Annotated in this window: 17 protein-coding genes and 1 pseudogene; 16 read left to right on the top strand and 2 right to left on the bottom strand. The window is 69.4% G+C overall.

Annotation, left to right across the window (positions count from 1 at the left end; translation table 11 throughout):
- The first annotated feature begins 41 nt into the window (after positions 1–41).
- From OG883_RS12755 to OG883_RS12790, 8 genes are all read left to right on the top strand, one after another.
- A complete protein-coding gene (locus OG883_RS12755; protein ID WP_266539261.1) occupies positions 42–2,825 on the top strand; it encodes a LuxR C-terminal-related transcriptional regulator in 2,784 nt (927 codons plus the stop codon).
- Positions 2,826–3,062: 237 nt separating this feature from the next.
- On the top strand, positions 3,063–3,806 hold the full coding sequence (locus OG883_RS12760; RefSeq protein WP_266539264.1) for a 2OG-Fe dioxygenase family protein: 744 nt from the start codon (positions 3,063–3,065) through the stop codon (positions 3,804–3,806).
- A complete protein-coding gene (locus OG883_RS12765) occupies positions 3,803–4,978 on the top strand; it encodes a M20/M25/M40 family metallo-hydrolase (RefSeq protein WP_266539267.1) in 1,176 nt (391 codons plus the stop codon). Before OG883_RS12760 ends, OG883_RS12765 begins: the two co-directional genes overlap by 4 nt.
- Positions 4,905–5,786, top strand: a complete 882-nt coding sequence (gene lysX, locus OG883_RS12770) for a lysine biosynthesis protein LysX (RefSeq protein ID WP_266539270.1) — start codon at positions 4,905–4,907, stop codon at positions 5,784–5,786. The genes OG883_RS12765 and lysX overlap by 74 nt, the downstream gene beginning before the upstream one ends.
- On the top strand, positions 5,783–6,118 hold the full coding sequence (locus tag OG883_RS12775) for a hypothetical protein (RefSeq protein ID WP_266539273.1): 336 nt from the start codon (positions 5,783–5,785) through the stop codon (positions 6,116–6,118). The genes lysX and OG883_RS12775 overlap by 4 nt, the downstream gene beginning before the upstream one ends.
- Positions 6,115–7,422, top strand: coding sequence for a DegT/DnrJ/EryC1/StrS aminotransferase family protein (locus OG883_RS12780; protein ID WP_266539276.1), 1,308 nt, complete (start codon positions 6,115–6,117; stop codon positions 7,420–7,422). The genes OG883_RS12775 and OG883_RS12780 overlap by 4 nt, the downstream gene beginning before the upstream one ends.
- Positions 7,419–8,258, top strand: coding sequence for a transketolase (locus tag OG883_RS12785; RefSeq protein WP_266539279.1), 840 nt, complete (start codon positions 7,419–7,421; stop codon positions 8,256–8,258). Before OG883_RS12780 ends, OG883_RS12785 begins: the two co-directional genes overlap by 4 nt.
- Positions 8,255–9,244, top strand: coding sequence for a transketolase family protein (locus OG883_RS12790; RefSeq protein WP_266539282.1), 990 nt, complete (start codon positions 8,255–8,257; stop codon positions 9,242–9,244). Before OG883_RS12785 ends, OG883_RS12790 begins: the two co-directional genes overlap by 4 nt.
- Before the next feature lie 5 nt (positions 9,245–9,249).
- On the opposite strand, the gene OG883_RS12795 is transcribed toward OG883_RS12790, so the two are convergent.
- Positions 9,250–10,068 (bottom strand): GNAT family N-acetyltransferase, encoded by an 819-nt coding sequence (locus OG883_RS12795; RefSeq protein WP_266539285.1) that lies wholly within the window; start codon positions 10,066–10,068, stop codon positions 9,250–9,252.
- A gap of 42 nt (positions 10,069–10,110) precedes the next feature.
- Here OG883_RS12795 and OG883_RS12800 point away from each other — a divergent pair, with 42 nt between their 5' ends.
- Positions 10,111–10,686 carry a hypothetical protein gene (locus tag OG883_RS12800; protein WP_266539288.1) on the top strand — a complete coding sequence of 192 codons (576 nt, stop codon included), beginning with the start codon at positions 10,111–10,113 and terminating at the stop codon, positions 10,684–10,686.
- Positions 10,687–10,768: 82 nt separating this feature from the next.
- A pseudogene (locus OG883_RS47000) lies at positions 10,769–11,041 on the top strand (BtrH N-terminal domain-containing protein); the annotation flags it as partial.
- Positions 11,042–11,875: 834 nt separating this feature from the next.
- Here the strand turns inward: OG883_RS47000 and OG883_RS12810 are convergent.
- Entirely contained in the window at positions 11,876–13,267 is a 1,392-nt protein-coding gene (locus OG883_RS12810; protein ID WP_266539294.1) for an IS1380 family transposase, read from the bottom strand.
- Positions 13,268–13,445: 178 nt separating this feature from the next.
- On the opposite strand from OG883_RS12810, the gene lysW reads away from it, so the two are divergent.
- From lysW to OG883_RS12840, 6 genes are read left to right on the top strand one after another with little or no spacing between them, the layout of a single operon-like run.
- Positions 13,446–13,610, top strand: a complete 165-nt coding sequence (gene lysW, locus OG883_RS12815) for a lysine biosynthesis protein LysW (RefSeq protein WP_266541483.1) — start codon at positions 13,446–13,448, stop codon at positions 13,608–13,610.
- A complete protein-coding gene (argC, locus tag OG883_RS12820; protein WP_266539297.1) occupies positions 13,607–14,629 on the top strand; it encodes an N-acetyl-gamma-glutamyl-phosphate reductase in 1,023 nt (340 codons plus the stop codon). The genes lysW and argC overlap by 4 nt, the downstream gene beginning before the upstream one ends.
- Before the next feature lie 9 nt (positions 14,630–14,638).
- Positions 14,639–15,481, top strand: coding sequence for a [LysW]-aminoadipate kinase (locus tag OG883_RS12825; RefSeq protein WP_266539300.1), 843 nt, complete (start codon positions 14,639–14,641; stop codon positions 15,479–15,481).
- Positions 15,481–18,756, top strand: coding sequence for an amino acid adenylation domain-containing protein (locus OG883_RS12830; RefSeq protein ID WP_266539303.1), 3,276 nt, complete (start codon positions 15,481–15,483; stop codon positions 18,754–18,756). Before OG883_RS12825 ends, OG883_RS12830 begins: the two co-directional genes overlap by 1 nt.
- On the top strand, positions 18,753–19,916 hold the full coding sequence (locus OG883_RS12835) for an acyl-CoA dehydrogenase family protein (protein WP_266539306.1): 1,164 nt from the start codon (positions 18,753–18,755) through the stop codon (positions 19,914–19,916). The genes OG883_RS12830 and OG883_RS12835 overlap by 4 nt, the downstream gene beginning before the upstream one ends.
- The gene (locus tag OG883_RS12840) at positions 19,913–21,001 is read left to right on the top strand and encodes an acyl-CoA dehydrogenase family protein (RefSeq protein WP_266539309.1); all 1,089 of its coding nucleotides are present in this window, start codon (positions 19,913–19,915) and stop codon (positions 20,999–21,001) included. Before OG883_RS12835 ends, OG883_RS12840 begins: the two co-directional genes overlap by 4 nt.
- Positions 21,002–21,003 lie beyond the last annotated feature (2 nt).

The raw sequence follows: 21,003 nt of genomic DNA on the forward strand, positions 1-21,003 counted from the left end.
AGGGTGCATTTGAGCAGTTTGAGACAACGGGGAGATCAGCATTGTCCGGCACAGCGATCGACCAGTGGTTCACCGGACGGCAGCGAGAATTGAACATCCTCGCGAAGGCAGTCCGTAATCTGCACAAGCGGCCCAGGCTCATCAAGATGCCCGGCGAAGCGGGCATCGGGAAAACCAGGCTGCTGACCGAATTCCTGGCGCTCGCGGCTGAGAATTCCGGCACGACCGTGATCGGCAGCACCGCCGCCGAGGACCAGCACGGCCCTTTCGACACACTGACATCGGTGCTCGGCACCCCGGCGCCCGGAGCCCCGGCAGCACCGCACCAGTCCCGCGCCCCGCTGGCGGAGCTCGCCGGACCGGGCGGACTGGTGCTGGTAGTCGATGACCTTCACGAGGCGACGCACGGGATCAACGTCGCTCTGGAGCAGTTACTGCGCCACCCACCGCTGACGAACCTGCTTGTGGTACTGGCCTACCGGTCTCGCGGTATCGCGAACCGACTGCTCGCCGCGCTGGGCACCGCGCAATCCCACTGGGACATCGAGGACCTCCCCCTGGGAGCGCTCGGCAGCGAGGCGGCCGAGCAGTTGTATCCGGAACATCTGTGCGGCCAGCATCAGATGACCCTGCACCAGCACAGCGGCGGCAACCCGCGCTATCTGCATCTCCTCATGGCGCTGTGCCAGGGCAAGAGCTGCCGTGGTGAGTCGATTCTGCGGGCGGGTATCGAGCTCCCGCACGAGGTCACCGCGCCGATCCTGATGGACCTGGACAGGCTGTCCGGCACTGCCCGGGTGGTCGCCCAGGCGGCAGCGGTGGTGGGTGATGCCTTCGATCTGGAACTGACCACGCTGGTCGCGGAACTGGACCGTGCGACCGTGCTCGTCGCGATCGACGAACTGCTGGCCTTCGACCTGGTCGAGGCGGAGAACGTGCCCGGCTGTTTCCGCTTCCGTCATCCGGTTCTCCGCGGTGTCGCCTACCGGTCGGCGCCGGACGGATGGCGGCTGGGCGCCCACGCCCGTGCCGTCGAGGCACTGCGCAGCCGGAACCAGCCGGCCGTCCGCATCGCCGAACACGTCGAGCGGGTGGGCGACGACGGCCCGGACAGCGTCGCCGTGCTGATCGCCGCGGGCCGGGCGATCGATCTGAGTGCTCCGGACACCGCGGCCTCCTGGTACCGCACCGCGTTGCGCCTGCTCGGCGACCGTCCGGAGCACCATGAGCAGCGCTTGGAGCTGCTGACCTCACTGGCTCGCGGCGCCATACTGACCGGACGGCTCGATGACGGCCGGGAAGCGCTGGACCGCCGTGACGAGCTGCTCAAGGGCGGCATGGATGGCTCCGCCGGCGCCGCTGCGGCCGTGGAGTGCCGTGCGCAACTCGCCCTGTATGCCGGCCGGTACACCGAAGCACGTGCGATGCTGCGGCTGGCCATCGCGCATGGGGACCCCGCGGCAAACGTGACGCGGCTGCGCCTGGCCCTGGCAGCCACCACCGTGTGGGACACCGGCTGGGAGTGGTCCGAGGACGCATTGCTCGGCGCGGCCGGCAGCGGCGATCACATGCTGCAAGTACTCGCGCTCGGCGTCCACGCCATTGCCTCGTTGGCCAAGGGCTCGTCCGTGGTGGCTCACCGCAGCGCCGGGGAAGCCGCACAGCTGATCGACCGGCAGCCCGACGATCAGCTGGCCCGCAGGCTCGACGCGGTGTGCTACGTGGGCTGGGCGGAGATCCATCTCGAACGGTATGCGCAGGCCATCCGGCACTTCACCAGGGGGCTGGCCCTCAGCAGGCCCTACGGCCAGTGGCAGCCGATGGTGCCGCTGCTGGTCGGTCTCGGCACGGCGCATCTGCGCCGGGGGCACCTGGAGAGCGCCCAGGCGCAGGCCGAGCAGGCGATCCGGCTCGCGCAGAACCACGGCTGCGAAGACCTGCTGGCGATGGCGCTGACCCTCCGAGCGCAGATCGCCCTCGCCGTGGGAGCCACGCTGAACTCACTCGCGGACAGCCGGGCGGCGAGCAGTGCGGTGACCCCGGACAGCCCGAGGTGGAGGCAGGCCCGGCTGACGCAAGCCGCTGCACTGCTGGCGAACGGCCAACCCGCCGAATGTCTGGAGGCGGTCCTCGACGCGGGCGGCGGTGCCTCGCTCCTCGATCTGCCGCTCTGGGACCACCCGAGGGCGTACGACCTGATGAGCCGGGCAGAACTGGTCAGGGACCGCCCGGACGAAGCCCGGGTCCGGGCCGAGCAGGTGCGGATCTCCGCCGAGGCGCTCGGACTGCCCGGCGTCATCGGGCTGGCCGCCGCGGCGCTCGCCCGGGTCGCCGTCTGCCCGGCCGAGGCACTGGCCCATGCCCTGCGGGCCATCGACGCCGGGACGACGAACGACCAGCCACTGGAAGCGGGGAAGGGGCATCTCCTGGCGTCCCGTGCACTGCTGGCGTTGGGGGAACCCGCCAGAGCCGAGAAGCACCTGGACGCTGCGGAGTCGACGGCCGTCAGCAGCGGTGCGGGTGATCTGCTGCCGGCGGTGCGCGCGCTGCGGGCCGAGATGAGCGCCAGGGTACCGGCGGCCCCTGTGCCGCCGGAGGAGCAGTACATGCTGAGCCAGCGGGAGTTCGAGATCGCCAACCTGGTCAGTCAGGGCAGGACGAACCGGCAGATCGCCCGGCAGCTCGAGGTCAGCCACAAGACCGTGGAAACCCATCTGGGCCGGATTTTCACCAAGCTCAGTGTCTCCTCGCGGGCCGAGATCGCCAACATGGTCGGCCGGGCCTCTGTGATCGCCAGGCCCCGCCGGACGGCCGCTGTTCGTTAGAGGCTCCATCGCCCGGGTGCCGGCACGCCTTGCCGGCACCCGGGCGATCCATGCCCGTGGCAGCTCGGTTCGCGGCGTTCCCACGCCATCGCGTGCTCGCCCGCCCGTGACAGTCAGGGTAATGACCGACAGGTCCGGCAGCTGCTGCGATGACAGTGTGGTTGACGAATCTGGTGACCGTCACGACCCAGAACGGGCCCAACATCACAGCAGATTTCGAACCGACGGAGGGATGTAATGGGGGCCTTCGGTGTGGCCGCGAGCAACTTCATGGGAAACCCGGTGGAAGGGCTTGCCGCGGCGACCGTTCGGCGCGGTTTCACGGTGTTGGAGGGAGCAAACCTTCGCCCGTTGCTGTCGGCAGACGAACTCGACGCATTCAGCCGGTTCTGGAACGACCTTCCGCTCGATGAAGCGCTGATCGACGGCGGAAAGTACCGGTACCGACGATATGGGCGGCTGCGAGTGGAGATCGGTGGCGACGGCCCCGAATTCGAGGTGTTGCCGCACAAGACCTTCCGGCAGGACGGCATTCCGCTGTGGAAGGGCGCGGATCGCGAATTCGCGCCCATCGAGGAGAAGGCGCTGCTGCACCCCGGTATGACCGCGCTGGTCGGTTTCGACACCGAACTGGCCACCACGATCTCCGGACAGCGAAGCTGGGAGCTGGGGATCCACCAGATCCGTATGGTCGCCCGCCGCGACGAGGTCGGTCTGCCGACGCCCGAGGGCCGGCACCGGGACGGTCATTGCTATATCGGAATGCATCTGATCCGCCGCGAGGACTGCATCGGCGGAGAATCCACGGTGTACCCCGAGAACGGTGAGGCGGCGCGTCTGACGCTGACCGATCCGCTGGACTCGATCTTTGTTGACGACCGGCTGGTCACCCACGAGGTGTCGCCGACGCAGGCGGTGAGCGAAACCGGCATCCGCGACATGCTGCTGGTCGACATCAATCCCCTCGGCGGCGGCGAATGACCTGGCCGGCCCCCGGCGACGAGACCGAACTGTTGCGGGCCATGGTGGAGATCCCCTCCTTCTCCGGAGAGGAGGGGGAGCTGGCCGCCATGCTGGCCGAGCGCATGGCCGCAGCGGGTTTCGACACGCACGTCGACGCGGTCGGGAACGTGCACGGGGCGGTCGGCGATCCGGACGGCCCTGAAGTGATGCTGCTCGGGCACATCGACACGGTGCGCGGATCGCTCCCCGTACGGCTGGACGGCGATGTTCTCTCCGGCCGGGGCTCGGTGGACGCGAAGGGCCCGCTGGCCACGATGATCTGCGCCGCCGCCAGACTCGCGGACAGCATCCCTGCGCGCCTCGTGGTGATCGGTGCCGCCGGCGAGGAAGCCACGTCCCACGGTGCCAGGCATCTGCTGCATCTGCCGGCGCCCGACGCATTGATCATCGGTGAGCCCAGCGGGGTGCATTCCATCGGCATCGGTTACAAGGGCGTATTCCGCTTCCGGATGGACTTCACCCAGCCCCCGGCCCACACCAGCTCCGACCAGGCGACCGCGGCCGAGGTCGCGTTCGAGTTCTGGAACGCGCTGACTGCCAGGCTGGCCGCGGACCACGCCGAGACCTCACCGCTGTTCGAGCGCGCGCTGCCGACGATCGTCGCCATGAGCGCGGATCTCGAACGGGCCGCCCTCGAGATCTCCTGCCGGATCCCCATCGGGTTCGACGTCGGAGCGTTCACGTCCTGGCTCAGTGACGGAGAAGGACGCCGGGTCACCGTGGTCGAGGAGGTGCCGGCCGTCCGCTCGGCCCGCACCGACCCCGTGGTGCGGGCCATCAGCGCGGCCGTGTCCGCCCGCGGTGCGCGCGCCGTCCCGAAGCTGAAGCTCGGCACCTCGGACTGGAACGTGGTCGGACGGTACTGGCAGGTGCCGACCGCGGCGTACGGGCCGGGCAACTCCCGGCTTTGCCACAGTGTCGACGAACACATCGAGATACCCGAATACCTGGCCGCCATCGATGTGTTGACCGATGCGTTGCCACGGCTCGTCGATTCGCTGCGCTCGATTCCGACACCCGGAGGCGCCGCGCGAGCGGGAAATGGAGCGTCAGATCGTGACCGCAGAACGAAAGAAGCTGGCCGTACTCACCTCGAGAGTACGACTGGAGGAGCGGCTGCTCCTCGCTGAGCTGCGCAGGCGCAACATCGAGTTCGACCAGATCGACGCCCGGAAGTTCACCGTCCGGCTGAACAACCAGGAGCGTCTGCACCTGCCTTACGCGGGAGCGCTCAGCCGGGAGATCTCCCACACCAGGAACTACTACGCCTGCCGACTGCTGGAGCATGCCGGAGTGCCGGTCGTGAACAGCTCCAGCGTCATCGGCCTGTGCGGCGACAAGCTGCTCACCACACTCGCTCTGCGGGACGGCGGCCTGCCCACGATCCGCGCTCTGGTCGGCCTGACTCCGGATCCGGTGCTGGAGGAGCTGGACGACTTCGGCTACCCGGCGGTGGTCAAGCCGCTCACGGGTTCCTGGGGCCGGCTGGCCGCGCGGATGCACGACCACGAGCAGGCCGAGGCACTGCTGGAGCACCGGGCCGCGCTGTCCGGACCGCAGCACCAGATCACGTACATCCAGGAGTATGTGGACAAGCCCGACCGCGACATCAAGGCCTATGTGTTCGGTGGCGAGGTGATCGGCGCGATCTACAAGGTGCGGCACGACCACTGGCGCACCAATACCGCGCGTGGCGGCCAGGCCGAGAACTGCCCGCTCACCGACGAACTGGTCAAGCTGCTGCAGGACACGGCGAACGCGATCGGCGAAGGTGTCCTGGGTGTGGACGTCATCGAGCACCGCGACGGCCGCCTCTTCGTCAACGAGGTCAACCACACGCCGGAGTTCCACGGTGCGATCGAGGTGCTCGGAGTGGATCTGGTCGGCGCGTACGTCGACTACGTGATCAGCCAGTTGAAGCTGTGGGGTGACCGGTGACCCGGTCCGTCGCGCTGGAGCTGACAGAACCGCTGCCCTGCCGCGGGCAGCTCGTCGACCTGCCCCACGGCCGGTACGACTGGCTGCGGATCGACCTGAGTGCCCCCGCGCAGCCGGAATCCGCCGAGACGGCCTGGCTGTACTACGAGCACGGCGTCGATCCCGAACGCTTCGTCGTGTCGGCGGCCGAGCCCGACCGGGTCTGGCTGCCGGTGCCGCGCCGGGACGTGCTGCTGGCTGTCCGGCTGCCCGACCGTCCAGAACTGGTCCTGAGCGCGATGGCCATGGTCGTTCCGCAGCGGGCGGCAGAAGAAGTGGGGGCGGGGACATGAGCGATGCCGTCAAACTGGCCATGTTCGGCGGGAGCCGTACGGTTGGCAAGCAGGACGTCAGCAAAGCGCTGGTCGGCTGGCCGGTGGTGACAGACCAGGAACAGGATGCGCTGCGCGGCGTCCTCGACCGTGGCCTGTTCACCTCCAACGACGCGGGCCGGGGCGAAGTCAGCGCATTGCAGCAGGAGTGGGCGCAGTACGTCGGCACCCAGTACTGCGCCGCTGTGGCGAACGGAACGGCGGCGCTGGAACTGTCGTTGGCGGCCCTGGACATCGAGCCGGGGTCGGAAGTCCTGGTGCCCGCACTGACCTTCATCGGCAGCGCGGCGCCGATCGTGCAGCGGCAACTGGTGCCGGTGTTCGTCGACATCGACCCGGTCACCTACACGATGGACCCGGTCGCGGCCGAGAAGGCCGTCACCGGGCGGACCAGGGCGCTCATCGCCGTACACCTGCACGGACTGCCCTGCGACATGGGCGCGCTGCGGGCGCTGGCCGACAGGCACGGCCTGTATGTGATCGAGGACGCGGCGCAGGCCCAGGGTGCCGAATACGGCGGACGGCGGGCCGGATCGCTCGGTGACATCAACGCGGTCAGCCTCAACGCGGTGAAGAACCTGCCGACCTGCGGCGAGGGCGGGCTGGTGACCACCAACGACGAGAACCTGCATGAACGTGTGGTGCTGCGCCGCCAGTTCGGCGAGGATCTGCGCCCCGGCCGCGAACGCGACTACATCTCACGGGTGCTCGCGGGCAACGAGAAGATGAGCGCGGTGCAAGCCGCCTTCACCCGCTGTCAACTGAGCCGCCTCGACAGCGACTCGGCCGCGCGCGACCGGGTGGTGCGCCGCTTCCTCGGCAGGCTGAGCGCCCTGCCGGGGGTGATCGCGCCGACCTGCCCCGACGACCGCACCCACGCCTGGCACATCCTGCGGCTGCGCTTCGATCCGGCCGCCGCGGGATTCCCCGAGCTGCCGGCCGGCCAGTTCCGGGCGATGCTGCAGCGAGCGCTGCGTGCGGAGGGCGTGCCGCTGCAGTCCTACCAGATCGTGCCGTTGCCCGGACAGCCGGCATTCCAGCACCTGGGTGTGCCGATCGCCGACTACCAGGTCAGCATGGCGGTGATCGACGAATCGGTCACCCTGCAGCGCTGGCACCTGAATCCGAACTGCGGCCCGGTGCTGGATCTCTGCGCGAGTGCCTTCGAGAAGGTGTGGGCACGGCTGGACGAGCTGGCGCCGCTGGCCGCCGCGATGAACCACCGACCGCCCTGGCACCAGGTGATGAGCGGAGCGGCACGATGACCGCCCCGACCCAACGATCAGACGTCGCATGCGCCGACCGTGCCTACCGGGTCAGGGAACGCATCCTTCAGATGGGCGCGACCGAGCACGGGGCGCACATCGGCGGCAGCCTGTCGTGTACGGACGTACTCGTACACCTCTACACGGAGGTGCTGCGGCTGCGGCCGGCCGAACCCGAATGGCCGGACCGTGACCGGTTCGTGCTCAGCAAGGGGCACGCCGCGCCTGCTCTCTACGCCGTGCTGGCAGAAGTCGGCATCATCGATCCGGACGAGCTGGAGACCTACACCCAGCAGGGCAGCAGGCTCGCGGGACACCCGTTGCGCCGGCTGCCGGGGGTGGAGTTCCCCACGGGGTCACTGGGCCATGGCCTGTCCCTGGGCGCCGGCGTCGCGGTGGCGATGCGCCGACTCGGGCGTGACAGCCGGGCCTTCGTTCTCCTCGGTGACGGCGAACTGCAGGAGGGTTCGGTCTGGGAGGCGGCGATGATGGCCTCCCAGTACCGGCTGGACAACCTGGTCGCGGTGGTGGACCGCAACGGTCTGCAGATCACCGGCGATACCGAGGACTGCATCGCGCTGGAGCCGCTGGCCGAGCGGTGGCGCAGCTTCGGCTGGAACGCCGTCGAGGTGGACGGGCACGATCACGCCGCCCTGCGAGCGGTCTTCGACGCACTGCCCGGCACATCGGGCCGTCCGACGGTAGTGATCGCCAAAACCGTCAAGGGGCGCGGTGTCGCCCTGTTCGAAGGCAAGAAGAAGAGCCATTCCGTTCAGCTCACGCCGCGGCTGTACCAGCGTGCGAAGGCAGGCCTCAGAGCAGGTAGGCAGTCATGAACGAACTGATCACCGACACCCCGGCGGCTCAGCAGGACTGGGCGGAGCGCTACGCGGTGCCCACCAGGGAGATGTACCGCCGCACACTGGTCGAGATGGCGCGGCTGGATCCCCGGATCTTCTGTGTCGACTCGGACATGGGCGGGCTGGAGGACCGGTTCGGGGAGCTGCTTCCGGACCAGTACGTCAACGTGGGCATTGCCGAGGCGAACCTGATGGGCGTGTCCGCCGGGCTGGCCCACTCCGGGCTGCTGCCCTACGCCAACACCATCTCCAGCTTCGCCGCGAGCAGGGCATGCGAGCAGGTGAAGATCGATGTGGCCGGCAACAACCTGCCTGTCCGCATCGTGGTGACGCATGCGGGGGTGTCCGCCGGGCACTACGGGCCGACGCACCACGCCGTCGAGGACATCGCGATCATCAGGACGCTGCCCAACATGACGATCGTCGTGCCGTGCGACGCCGCGGAGACCGAGGCCGCTGTTCACGCGACGGCCGATCTGCCGGGCCCGTTGTTCCTGCGGCTCGGCCGGGCGACGACACCGATGGTCAACACCGAACCGTACGAATTCCGGCTCGGCGAAGCCCGCCTGCTGCGGGACGGCGATGACGTCACCGTCGTCGCCACAGGGCCGTATCCCGTGGTGATGGCCCTGGAGGCCGCGGAACTCCTGGCGCAGCAGGGGTATTCCACGCGGGTGCTGAACATGCACACGGTCAAACCGCTCGATGTGGCGGCGCTCGGGCGCGCGGCCCGTCAGACCAGAGGGCTGGTCACCGTGGAAGACCATGTGCGGGTCGGCGGGCTGGGAGCAGCCGTCTGTGAGGCCGTCGCGGAGGACCACCCGTGCCCGGTCCGCCGCATCGGAGTGCCGGACGGGTACCTCGACTTCGTCGCCGACGAGCGAAACCTGCTGGAGCACGCGGGGGTGGGCCCCGAGCGGATCGCGGCTGCTGCCCTTGAGATTGCCCGGTCGCCGGGGTGACCCGGTCAGCTCGGCCGTACGGGCCGCTGTCGTACGGGCTGCTGTCGTACCGCGGTACTCCGCCACCACGCCAGCAGCGCGGGATGGAGCAGCCTCGGTCCGCAGAAAGCGGCAATCCCGGTCGCGGGCCGGCCGAAGAACAGTTCGTCCCGGCCCACCTGATCCGCCTCCTCGGCCAGCGCGTCCCGGACCCGGGCGAGTTCGGCCGGCCCGGCGGCGGGCCAGAAGTCGGCACCCAGTGGCGTCCGGTGGCAACCCGCGTCCGGCACCCCTTCGCCGGAGATCAACCGCAGACGGCAGACGGTTCCCGTGGGCACCGCCAGCCAGTCGAGCAGCAGACCGGGTCTGGCGGGGGGAGCGTCGTGCGGGACGGGGGCGGGGGCCTCGCGGAGATCTCGCTCCATCCGCACCTCGGACAGCGGCTTGTCGCCGGCCGGGAAGTGTCGCACGGTGCGGTACCCGACACGTGCGTAGAACGCCGGATTGCCCCGTTCCACAACGGCGTCCAGAACCACCCGGGACGCGCCGGCGGCCAGGGCGTCGGCCTCCAGCCGGCGCAGCAGGCGGCGGGCGGTCCCGGAGTGCCGGGACGACGGCGAGACGGCCAGTCGCCGGACCTCCCAGCTGTCCGGCGCGTTCCGGACGGCCCGGACGGTGCCCACGATCTCGCCCGACACCTGGGCAACCCAGAGCAGTTGCCCGGCGGACAGGTCGTGGAACAGCTCGGCGGAATCCGCCAGGGCGCCGTCCGCGGTCGGCAGGCCGGGCAGGAGATCCCCTGATGAATAGGCCGCCCGGATGATTTCTGAAACCGTCTCGGCCATTTCTCGGGAAACGGAACTTATGAGGTTCGCGTGCATCCACAAATGATAAGCACTGTCATTGACATTTCTGAAGCCTGTAACAATCTCGGTATCGGAAAGTCGGGGGCCGGTGAGGATTACGGCTTCAACATCTGGCGCAACACTTTCCCGGCCGAGGACCTGCCCGCGCCGGGATCCACCGTGGCGGTGGACGGCGTCGATTTCGAGTTCCCGCCGCGCGAGACCGGAAAGGGCGACAACATCCGCTGCCGCGGGCAGCTGGTCGCACTGCCCGGTGGCCACTACGAGTGGATCTATCTGCTGGGCGCGGCCGAGCGGCGGACCGAGGACGAGGTGGAACTCCACTACGCCGACGGTGCAGCACGCACCGAGTGGCTGCGGATGTCGGACTTCTGGCCCGAGACCGACTCCTGGTTCGGCGAGCCGGAGGCGTTCCGCGCCACCGGGCTGCGCTACCCCCGGCACACCCAGGCCGGGCACCGGCCGGTGATCTGGCAACAGCGCATCCCGGTGACCGTACCGGGGGCCCTGACCGCGCTGCGGCTGCCCGACAACCCGGCCATGCACGTGTTCGCACTCACCGCAGTGACGGATCCGGGGGTTCGTCATGCGCGTTGAACTGAAGCCCGTCGAGTACTGGCGGCACGAACTCGGGCACTGCCTGCACACCACCGCAGGGGTGCTGCTGGCTCAGCGGGGCATGGACCCGGTGGCTGTACTCGGAGCCGCCTGGGGTTTTCACTACCCCGGTGATCTGCGGCGGGAGGAGTACTACCTGCCGGGATACGCCGACTCGCTGTTCAGCGGTCTGGCGCCCCACCACGGGATCCGGTCGCGATGGCACCGGCCGGCCGACGCCGATCAGGGCTGGCTGCAGGTCCGGGCCGAGCTGGCCGCCGGGAACACGGTCGCGGTCGCCGCGGACAACTTCCATCTGCCCTTCCGGCCCGCGTACCGGGACGTGCACACCAACCACCTCCTCGTCGTCTACGGATTCGACGACGAAGCGGCAGAGGTGCTGGTGGCGGACCCGGTGCCGCCGGCCTTCCAGGGCGCCATCCCGCTGGACGAGTTCACCGCGGCCCGCGATTCCGGCAACCCGGTCACGCACGATCGCGACATGTTCTTCACCGCAAACCCGATCGGCAACCGGTGGCTGGAGCTCGAGGTGACCTCGCCGCAGCCCCGGTTCGAGCCGGATTTCGTCCGGCACGTACTCACCGAGAACCTGCGCGCGTTCACCGATCCGGCAGATCCGGCCACATCGGGACTGCCCGGGCTGCGCACCTTCCTGGCCGGTTCGTGGGACCGGATCGAGACCATGCCCGAGGTGGTGGACGAGGTGTTCATCGTGGCAGGGCCCGTGCTGGCGGTGACCGGCCTGCACGCGGCATTTCTGGAACTGGCCGGACGGCGCTTCGCCGATGCCCGTCTGCTCGAACTGTCCAGGCGGGTGGACGCGGTGGCGCACCACTGGTCGGCGCTGCGGATCGCGGTGGCCACGGCGCGCGCAGAGCGTGCCGCCGCCGTACCCGCGCTGCGCCGGCGGACCACCCGGCTGCTCTCGGAGTACGAACGCGTCCTCGAGGCGATGACCGTCCACCTGTCGGGGGTTTCCCCTACTGTCCGCGTGCCTGAGATTTCGCGAGCCTCTAGCCTCGCTGTTTCGGTTGGGGGTGATGAGGCGTCGCTGATCGTCAGCTGTCGGGTGGGCGAGTGTTTTCTCTGCTCGGGCATGGCGGAGTCCCGGCGCGGGGGTCGGGTTCTCCGAGGTCTTTCGGGTCGTGGGCGGGCTGGGGGTTACCGGTCAGCCGGCGGGTCGGGGCAGTGCGGCGAGGCGATGGAATGCCGTGGCGAGTTCGTCTCTCCAGGGCCAGGTCGCCGATATCCGCAAGCGCAGACGCCGACCGCCGCGGGTGAGGCGTGCGGCGACGTGCAGCAGCCGGTAGCGGAGCTTCTTCGGCTCGGCAGACGCGAGTTCACCGTCCAGCAGCAGGACGCGCATCCAGGCCAGCAGGTCGATCGCCGCAAGGCTGAGTTCGAGCCAGGCGGCATTGACGTTGAAGTCGCGGGAGGGGAAGCGGCCGAAGCCGGTGGTCTTGCCGCACCGGATGTGGTCCTCGACGCGTGCATGGCCGCGGTGACGGACCTCCAGGAACTGGGCGGATCCACCACCGGGGGAAGGGGTGTCGGTGAGGAACACCTGATGCCGCAGGCCCTCGTCCTGGTCGAACAGGGACAACTGGGCTCCGGGGTGCGGCCGCTCCCGGCGCACGATGATGCGGGTGCCGGCCGGGTAGCCGTCCAGGTCGACCATGCCGGTCAGCTCGGCGACCTCGGCCCCGGCACGCAGTGTCCCGTCCTGGTCCAGGGCGGGATGCCAGAGACGGCTGGGCATGGCCCGGATAGCGCGTCGGACCGGCTCGGTGATGGCGTATCCGACCGAGAAGAAGGTACGGATTCCTCGTTTGCGCAGGTCGCGGACGTGGGCGAGGAAGGCTTTTGCGGATCCGGCGCCGTCGGTGCGGATGAGGAGGTCGGTGCCGTGCCGGTGGGCTTCGGGGATCTGCCCGAGCGCCTGGTCGAGCACCGTGATGTGGTCGCTCGCGGTGTTGGCGCCGGCATTCCCGGGCCGCAGCCGGCCGGACAGTGCCTCGCCGGTGTTGGCGAGGAAGCACAGCAGCGGGTGGAACCCGAAGCCGCCCTTGTAGGTGGGTGCGGCCTGCGCTTTCTCTGAGTGGCAGGCGATCAGCGTGGCATCGAGATCCAGGACCAGACCGGGCAGCAAGCGCCCCGCGGTGCGGACTGCGGGTATGCCCTCACCGTGTTCGGCGGCCTGCAGCCAGGCGACTTCCCGGGCCTGGGCGCGAGCAGAAGCCAGCGAGGCGAGGGCGGTCTCGTCGACGTCGGCGAGCAGCCGCCAGGCCGTCGGTGTCGAGGCGATCGGGCCGAACACCCCTACCTGGTCCCGTAGCACGGCCAGGTCCGCGATGGCCTCACCGCCGTCGGCGAGCATCACCGCCAGGTCGGTGGCGATCCGGCCGGGGTCATGTCCCGTCCCGCGCGGTCGAAGCGGCCTGAGCGCGGCGGAGTACGCGGCGGTCAACCCCGTGGCATCGGCGAGATCCGCCAGCAGCCGTGCCCCGGCATGACCGACCACCCCCGAACCATCGGCGCTGACATGGATCTTGGGACGCAACCCGATACCCTGCACGTAGAAAGTGCCCTCCGCCTGGACCGACAGAACCCCTCAGCAAGGTTCATCGTCCCAGGTCAGGAAGGCACTTTCGCGTTTCCGCCGCAACAGCCGCCGTATTCAAGCGAAACGGCGAGGCTAGGTGTTGAACGAATGACCTTCAGGCGGAGGTAGAAAATTGATCGTGGCCTGTCCCGAATGTGTCGCGAACGTAGAATTCGCGGAAAAGCCCGAGCTCAACGAGATCATCGAATGCGGTGACTGTGCTGGTGAACTCGAGGTCATTTCGGTCGACCCGCTGGTAGTCGCAGTGGCGCCGGAGGTCGAGGAGGACTGGGGCGAGTGACCAGTGTGGGGATTGTGGGCGGGGCCGGTTATATCGGAGGCGAGCTGCTCCGGATCATCTCCGGGCACCCGGAGCTCGAGATCACCGCAGTCACTTCCTCCCGGCTGGCCGGTCGACGGGTGGACGGCAATCATCCGAACCTGCGCGGCAGGGTGGACCTCGCCTACATCTCCCCCGACCGGCTGCCCGAATGCGACGTACTGTTCCTGACGAGCTCATCGGTGGCCGACGTGGAGCAGCGAAGCTCACTCGTGGCCCGAGCCAAGATCGTCTACGACCTCAGCCCGGATCTGCGCCTCGCTGATCCCGATCGCTATCGCGAGCACTACGGCGAGCATCTTGCGCCGGAGTTGCTCGGCAAGGCGGTCATCGGCCTGCCGGAGCTGTACCGCGAGTCATTGCGCACCGCCGACACGGTCAGCGTGCCCGGATGCATGGCCACGGCCGCCATCCTGGCCCTGCGCCCGCTTGCCGGCGCAGGACTGCTCGAGTCGCGCGTCACCGTGGACGGCCGGGTCGGCTCCAGCGGCTCGGGCGCCTCCGCGGGAGAGCTGAATCTGCATGCCGAGCGCAGTGGCGTGCTCCGGGTGTTCGCCCCGCTCAACCATCGGCACCAGGCCGAGATCTCCCAGTCGACCGGCCTGGATGTGCGGATGACGGCCACCGGGGTGGACGCCGTGCGCGGGGTGCAGGTGCTGTGCCGGGCAACGGTGAGCCGTGAGGTCACCGAGGCGGAAGTACGCGGCGCCTATCGCGCCAGCTACGCCGAGGAACCGTTCGTCCGGGTGATCACCCAGAAGCGCGGCAACTACCGGCTTCCGGAGCCGAAGATCCTTCTCGGCTCCAACTACTGCGACGTGGGGTTCGCACTGGACCCGGCCAGTGGTCAGATGCTGCTCATCGGCGCACTCGACAACCTGGTCAAGGGCGGTGCCGGCAACGCCGTGCAGAGCTTGAACATCCGGATGGGCTGGGACGAGTCGCTCGGACTCGAATTCCCCGGTCTGCATCCGGCGTAAGGGAGCCTGATGACTGACGAGATCACGGTGGTCAAATGCGGCGGCGGGCTCTCGCTCGACCATGAGGCCATCTGCCGCGACCTGGCGGCGCTGCCGGCCGGACGGGCGGTTCTGGTGCACGGAGGTGCCGCCGAACTCGACCTGCTGGCCGGCCGGCTCGGCGTACCGCAGCGTCGGCTGACCACGCCGAGCGGCTCGTCGAGCCGGTACACCGACCCCGCCACCCTTGAGGTGCTGCTGATGGCGCTGGCGGGCAAGGTCAAGCCTGCCCTGGTGGCCTCGCTGGCCAGGCACGGCGCCCGTCCGGTGGGACTGACGGGCATGGACGCCCGCTTGGTGACGGCCAAGCGCACCGCCACGCACAGAGCGGTGCTGTCCGGCCGCAAGGTCGTGATCCGTGACGACCACAGCGGAAGGATCCGTACGGTGGACCCTTCCCTCCTGGTCACCCTGCTGGACGCGGGATGCCTGCCCGCCGTCTCGCCGCCCGCCATCGGGGAGGACGGCGAGGCGGTCAACGTCGATGCGGACCGAGCCGCGGCGGCGATAGCGGGTGCGCTGGCGCGGAGCCGGCCGGTACGGCTGGTCCTGCTGACCGCCGCACCGGGGGTGCTTCGCGATCCGGCCGACGAGAGTTCGCTGATGCCGGAGATCACCGTGTCCGAGGAGCCGTCCGGTGATGCGGCGATCATGGGCGGGATGACCGCGAAGCTGCAGGCCGCCCATGACGCACTGGTCGCCGGGGTGGGCACCGTGGTGATCGCCGACGGCCGCGTCGCCCACCCGGTGCGCGACGCGCTCGCCGGCGCCGGAACCACGGTCAAGAGAGTCGCAACCGTCGGGAGCCTGTGATGTCGAATCCATCGAATACCGGCGGGAAGAGCCTGGCCGAGACGCGCAGGAGTCTGCTCGCGCTGAGGGAACGTCAACGCGCAGGAGTGCGCGGCACGGGCGAGCAGGTGGTCCCGGTGAGCCGCGACCGGGCACTGCCGCTCTCGTACACCCAGCAACGGCTGTGGTTCCTCGATCAGCTGGCGCCGGGCACGTCGGTCTACAACGCCCCGGTCATCCTGTCGCTCCGTGCCGATCTCGATGAGCGGGCCCTGGGCAGGGCGCTGAACGCGTTGACGGACCGGCACGAGATCCTGCGCACCCGGTATCCGCTGCGCGACGGTGTGCCCTACCAGGACATGGCCCAGCCCGGGAACGCGGTACCGCTCCCGGTGACGGATCTGACCGGGGCGGACGAGCAAGAGGTCCGTGATCTCGTCTTCGGGCTGGCCCAGGCGCCGTTCGATCTCGAGAACGGTCCGGTCCTGCGCGCGCATCTGGTCAGAGTCGGGGCCCGTGAGCACGTGCTCGTCCTGGCCCTGCACCACATCGCCAGCGACGGCTGGTCGATGCCCATCGTGGTGGGCGAACTGTTCCAGCTCTACCGGGCGGAACTCACCGGCGAACCGGCAGGGCTGCCCGAACTCACGGTGCAGTACGCCGACTATGCCGTCTGGCAACGCGGAAGGATGACCGGGGCGGTGCTGGACGACCATCTGGCTTACTGGAAGCGGCAGTTGGCGGATCTGCCCACACTGGACCTGCCGACGGACCGGGCCCGCCCGGCCGTGCCCTCGCAGGCGGGCGCGGCCACGGACTGCCTGCTGCCCCTGGACCTGCGCGCGAACCTCAACCAGCTCGCCAGGGCCGAGCGGGTCACCCTGCTCACCGTGGTCCTGTCCGCTTTCATGGTGATGCTCGACCGCTACACCGGCCAGGACGACATCGTCGTCGGGTCGGTGTTCTCCGGGCGTGAGCGTCCCGAGATCGAGCCGCTGATCGGTTTCTTCGCCAACACGGTGGTGCTGCGCTGCTCCACGGCAGGGGACCCCACGTTCCGGGAACTGCTGGCGCGAGCCAACGAAACGGTGCTCGGAGCCCACTTCCACCAGGAGCTGCCCTTCGGCCGACTGGTCGACGAGCTCCGCCCCGAGCGTGACCCGAGCCGTAATCCGCTGTTCCAGACGTCCTTCACTCTCCAGCACGCCGGCGTCGAATCGGCACAGATCGCCGGCGTCGACGTCGAGGCGTACCCCCTGGAGGGGGACACCGCGCGGTTCGACCTTGCCGTCCAGCTCACGGAAATCCCGGAAGGCATCCGGCTGTGGGCGGAGTACTCCACCGACCTGTTCGACGCCGACCGGATCGAGCGCCTCTTCGGTCACTATGCACAGATCCTGGATGCAGTGGTGGCCGATCCGGACCTCCGCCTGAGCCGGCTGCCGATGCTCACCGAGCCGGAACGCGACCGGCTGACCGAAGTCAGCGGCAGGACCGCGCCCGTGCCGGAGGGATGCCTGCACGAACTGTTCGAGTCGGTGGCGGACACATCGCCGGACGCTGTGGCGACATCCTTCGACGGTCACCGGCTCACCTACCGCGAGCTGGACGACCGGGCCAACCGGCTGGCGTGGGCGCTGCAAGCCGTCGGCGTCGGCCCGGAGACCGTGGTCGGTGTGCTGCTCGACCGCGGCCCGGAACTGCCCACCGCGTTCTTCGGCGTCCAGAAGGCGGGCGGTGCCTATCTGCCCCTCGACCCGGACCACCCGGCCGGCCGCTGGGAGACCGGACTGACCGAGGCGCGCTGCGAGATCGTGGTGACCACCAGCGACCGGGCAGGCGAGCTGCCGCCCGGAGTCACCGCGGTCTGCGTGGACGACCCCGCGCTCGGTCAGCACTCCACAAAGCGGCCGCGTTCCGGCGTCGGACCGGGCAACCTCGCCTACATGATCTTCACGTCGGGTTCCACCGGCAAGCCCAAAGGGGTCCAGGTGGAACACCGGAGCATCGTCAACTTCACCCGGGCGAGCATCGAGATGTTCCGGCTCGGCGTGGGGGACAGGGTTCTGCAGTTCGCGAACCCCTCGTACGACGTCAGCCTGTTCGACTTCTTCAGCGCCTTGTGCTCCGGCGCGCAGCTGGTACAGGCGTCCAAGGCGACCCTGCTGGACCCCGAACGTCTGGCCGGGCTGATGCGCGAGGAGGGGGTCACCGTCACCGACCTGCCCCCGGCCGTGCTGGGACTGCTGGACGCCGATACGTTCCCGGCGCTGAGAGCTCTGTTCGTGGGGCTCGAGGCGTTCCCCGGCGAGCTGGTGAACCGGTGGAACATTCCGGGGCGGGAGTTCCACAACGGCTACGGTCCGACCGAGGCCACCGTGGCCTGCATCGACTATCTCTGCCCCGACGGCACGTACGCCGCCATGCCCCCCATCGGCACGCCGATGGCGAACTACCAGGCGCATGTGCTGGACCGGTACGGCAACCCGGTGCCGGTCGGCGTGCCCGGTGAGCTGTTCATCGGCGGTGTGGGAGTGGCCCGCGGATACGCGCATCAACCCGGGCTGACCGCGGAGCGCTTCGTGCCCGATCCGTTCGGCGAGCCCGGTGCGCGGCTGTACCGGACAGGGGACCTGGTGCGCCGTCAGGCCGACGGCAACCTGTACTTCCTCGGCCGGGTGGACAACCAGATCAAGATTCGCGGCCTGCGCGTGGAACCGGGTGAGATCGAGCACGCGGTGGAGACGCACTCCGCGGTCGCCGAGGCCGTGGTCGTCGCGTGGGGCTCCGGTGCCGAGGCAAGCCTGGTGTGCTATCTGTCCACGGCGCCCGGCCGTGAGGCGGAGCCCGAAGATCTGCGGCGCTACCTGGTCGACCGGTTGCCGGCCCATCTGGTGCCTGCCATGTTCGTGGTACTGCCCGAACTGCCGAGGGCGAGCAGCGGCAAGCTGGACCGCAAGCGGCTGCCGGAACCGGGCAAGGCAGCGGCGCGCCAGGCCGTGGCGCCCTCCACGCAGACAGAACTGATGCTCGCCGAGATCTGGCGTGAACTGCTCGACGAGACGCTGGAGATCGACGTACACGACAGCTTCTTCTCCGTCGGCGGCAACTCGCTGAAGGTGACGCAGCTGGCGTCCCGGATCCGCGGTGTGTTCGGTGTGGAGGTGGACCTGCGGGACCTGTTCGTACGGTCCACCATCGCGGAGCTCGCCGAGCTGATCGAAGCGAGTGAGCTGGACGACGCGTCCGAGGACGAGCTGGCGACCCTGCTTGCGCAACTCGAGGAGACCCCGTGACGAGTTCCGCTCCACCGGCCGTCCTGGAACAGGAGACCTTCCGTCAGGAGGTGCGGCGCTTCTTCGCCGGCGACGAGGTCCGCCGCACGCTCAAGACCGTCGCCGGCCATCGGCCCGACGAGGAGGCCGCCCGGCTGGATCTCTACCGCCTTCTCGGCGAACGCGGATGGCTGGCCCCGAACTGGCCGGTCGAATACGGCGGTCTCGGCCTGGGTGCCAGGGAAGCCGCGGTGGTGACCGAGGAGATGACGCTGGCCGGGGTGCCCGACGACGTGCACGTCCTCAGCATCGACATCGTCGGGATGTTCCTGGTGAAGGCGGGCACGGAAGAGCAGAAGCGCAGGCACCTGCCCGCGCTGGCCCGTGGCGAACAGACGGCCAGCGTGCTGTTCACCGAACCGGAAGCCGGTTCGGACCTGTCCGCGCTGCGCACCAGGGCGGAGCCCGACCAGGACGGATGGCGGCTGTACGGCACCAAGGTCTTCAACATGAAGTCCCAGTTCGCCGACGTCGCGCTGTGCGCCGCCCGTACCACCGACGGAGCGGTCGGGATGCACGGCATCACCCTGTTCCTGCTGCCGCTGCGCTCACCCGGCGTGCACATCGAACCGGTGCCGAGCATGCAGAACGACCAGTTCAACCTGGTGGTGATCGACGGTGTCCGGCTCACCGCCGCGGATGTCGTCGGCCGGGTGGACGACGGCTGGTGGATGCTGAACGACCTGCTCCAACTGGAGCGCACGGGCATCGACTTCCACGGCAAGGCGCGGCGGCTGCTCGATCTGATCATCCGTCGGGCCGCCGCCACCGGCAGGCTGACGGACCCGGTGTACGCCGTTCAGCTGGTCGAACTCGACGCCAAGTTGCGGGCCGGCCACGCGATGGCCTGGCAGATGGTCCGCAACCTCGCCGACGACAAGCCTGATCCGGTCGCTTCGGCGATGTCCAAGTGGTACGTGAGCGAGCAGTTCCGCCCCATCCTGCAGGCCGGCATGGAGATCGAGGGGGCGGGCGGCGTGTTGTCCAGCTGGGACGCAGAGGCGCCCGCCGAAGGCCTGCTGGAGGCGAACCACCGGCTGGGACCGGCGCACCGGCTGGCGTCCGGGACCTCCGAGATCATGCTCTACCTGATCGCGACCAACGGTTTGGGCCTGTTGTGAACCTCACCGAACTGTTCCACGAGGAGCTGAACCCTGTCCTGCGCCGTCTCGGGGCCAGGGCCAAGGGCGCCGGGCAGGAACTGCCGGACGAGGAGGACAGTGCCGTCCGGCACAGCGTGTGGTCCACGCTCGCCGAACTGGGAGGGCTGCGTCCCGCGTTGGCGCCCCGGCTGGGAGGACCGGCCGACGCGATGGCGGGGCTGGTGGAGACAGCCGAGCTCATGGGGCCCGCGCTCTACCAGAGCCCGTTCCTGGACACCATGATCGCAGCCGACCTGCTGGCCGGCGACGGCCGGCACGACCCGCTGCTGGCCGAGATCGCGGCGGGGCACCGGACCATCGCGCTCGCTGTGCGCGAGCAGGGCACGGACGAGCCGTCCGTGCCCCGGCCCATCGCACTCGACGCAGACCGCGGCGTGGTCGGTGGAACGCGCCGCTTCGTGGCCTTCGCGGCGGAGGTGGATTTCCTGCTCGTGATCGGCGAGCCCGGACACGCGCTGGTGCCCGTGGAGCAGCCGGGCGTGGTGCTGCACCGGCATGACGACATCGGCCGCGGAGATCTGTACCGGGTCACGTTCGACGCAGCGGAAACAGTCGCCGACGGAGTACTGGCACCGGGGCCGCGATACCCCGCTGCCCTGGCGCGAGGACGGCTCCTTCAGGCGGCCTATCTGGCCGGCCTGTCGCGCGGCGCCCTGGAACTCACGGTCGAGCGGCTGAAGAAGCGCACTGCGTTCGACCGCCCGCTGGCCAAACAGCAGGCGCCGGCCTACCGGCTGGCGGCGATGGCCGCCGAAGCGACGGCCGTGATGAGTCTGGTGCGCGCCGTGGCCGGGGACGCGGACTCAGGGGCGGATATCCGCCTCGCCTCGGCACAGGCCCTGTTTCTCTCCGCGGACCTGGCCCGTCAGGTCAGCGCCGAGGCGGTCCACCTGCACGGTGCCGCGGGCCTGACGGAGGAACACGACGTGTCCGTTTTCTACCGGCGGGCCGCTGTGGACGCCGTGCGGCTCGGCACCCCTACGCAGCTTCGCCGGGAAGCGGCCCAGCTCCTCGCCGCCGCGTACGACTCGACCACGGAGTGACC

The sequence above is a fragment of the Streptomyces sp. NBC_01142 genome (assembly GCF_026341125.1).
GTDB lineage: Bacteria > Actinomycetota > Actinomycetes > Streptomycetales > Streptomycetaceae > Streptomyces.

What these genes read in the sequence shown, in the direction of transcription:
- OG883_RS12760 (WP_266539264.1), top strand. Translation starts at nt 3,063, where the DNA reads ATGGGGGCCTTCGGTGTGGCCGCGAGCAACTTCATGGGAAACCCGGTG.
- OG883_RS12765 (WP_266539267.1), top strand. Translation starts at nt 3,803, where the DNA reads ATGACCTGGCCGGCCCCCGGCGACGAGACCGAACTGTTGCGGGCCATG.
- OG883_RS12780 (WP_266539276.1), top strand. Translation starts at nt 6,115, where the DNA reads ATGAGCGATGCCGTCAAACTGGCCATGTTCGGCGGGAGCCGTACGGTT.
- OG883_RS12785 (WP_266539279.1), top strand. Translation starts at nt 7,419, where the DNA reads ATGACCGCCCCGACCCAACGATCAGACGTCGCATGCGCCGACCGTGCC.
- OG883_RS12790 (WP_266539282.1), top strand. Translation starts at nt 8,255, where the DNA reads ATGAACGAACTGATCACCGACACCCCGGCGGCTCAGCAGGACTGGGCG.
- OG883_RS12795 (WP_266539285.1), bottom strand. Translation starts at nt 10,068, where the DNA reads ATGGCCGAGACGGTTTCAGAAATCATCCGGGCGGCCTATTCATCAGGG.
- OG883_RS12800 (WP_266539288.1), top strand. Translation starts at nt 10,111, where the DNA reads ATGATAAGCACTGTCATTGACATTTCTGAAGCCTGTAACAATCTCGGT.
- OG883_RS12825 (WP_266539300.1), top strand. Translation starts at nt 14,639, where the DNA reads ATGACTGACGAGATCACGGTGGTCAAATGCGGCGGCGGGCTCTCGCTC.
- OG883_RS12830 (WP_266539303.1), top strand. Translation starts at nt 15,481, where the DNA reads ATGTCGAATCCATCGAATACCGGCGGGAAGAGCCTGGCCGAGACGCGC.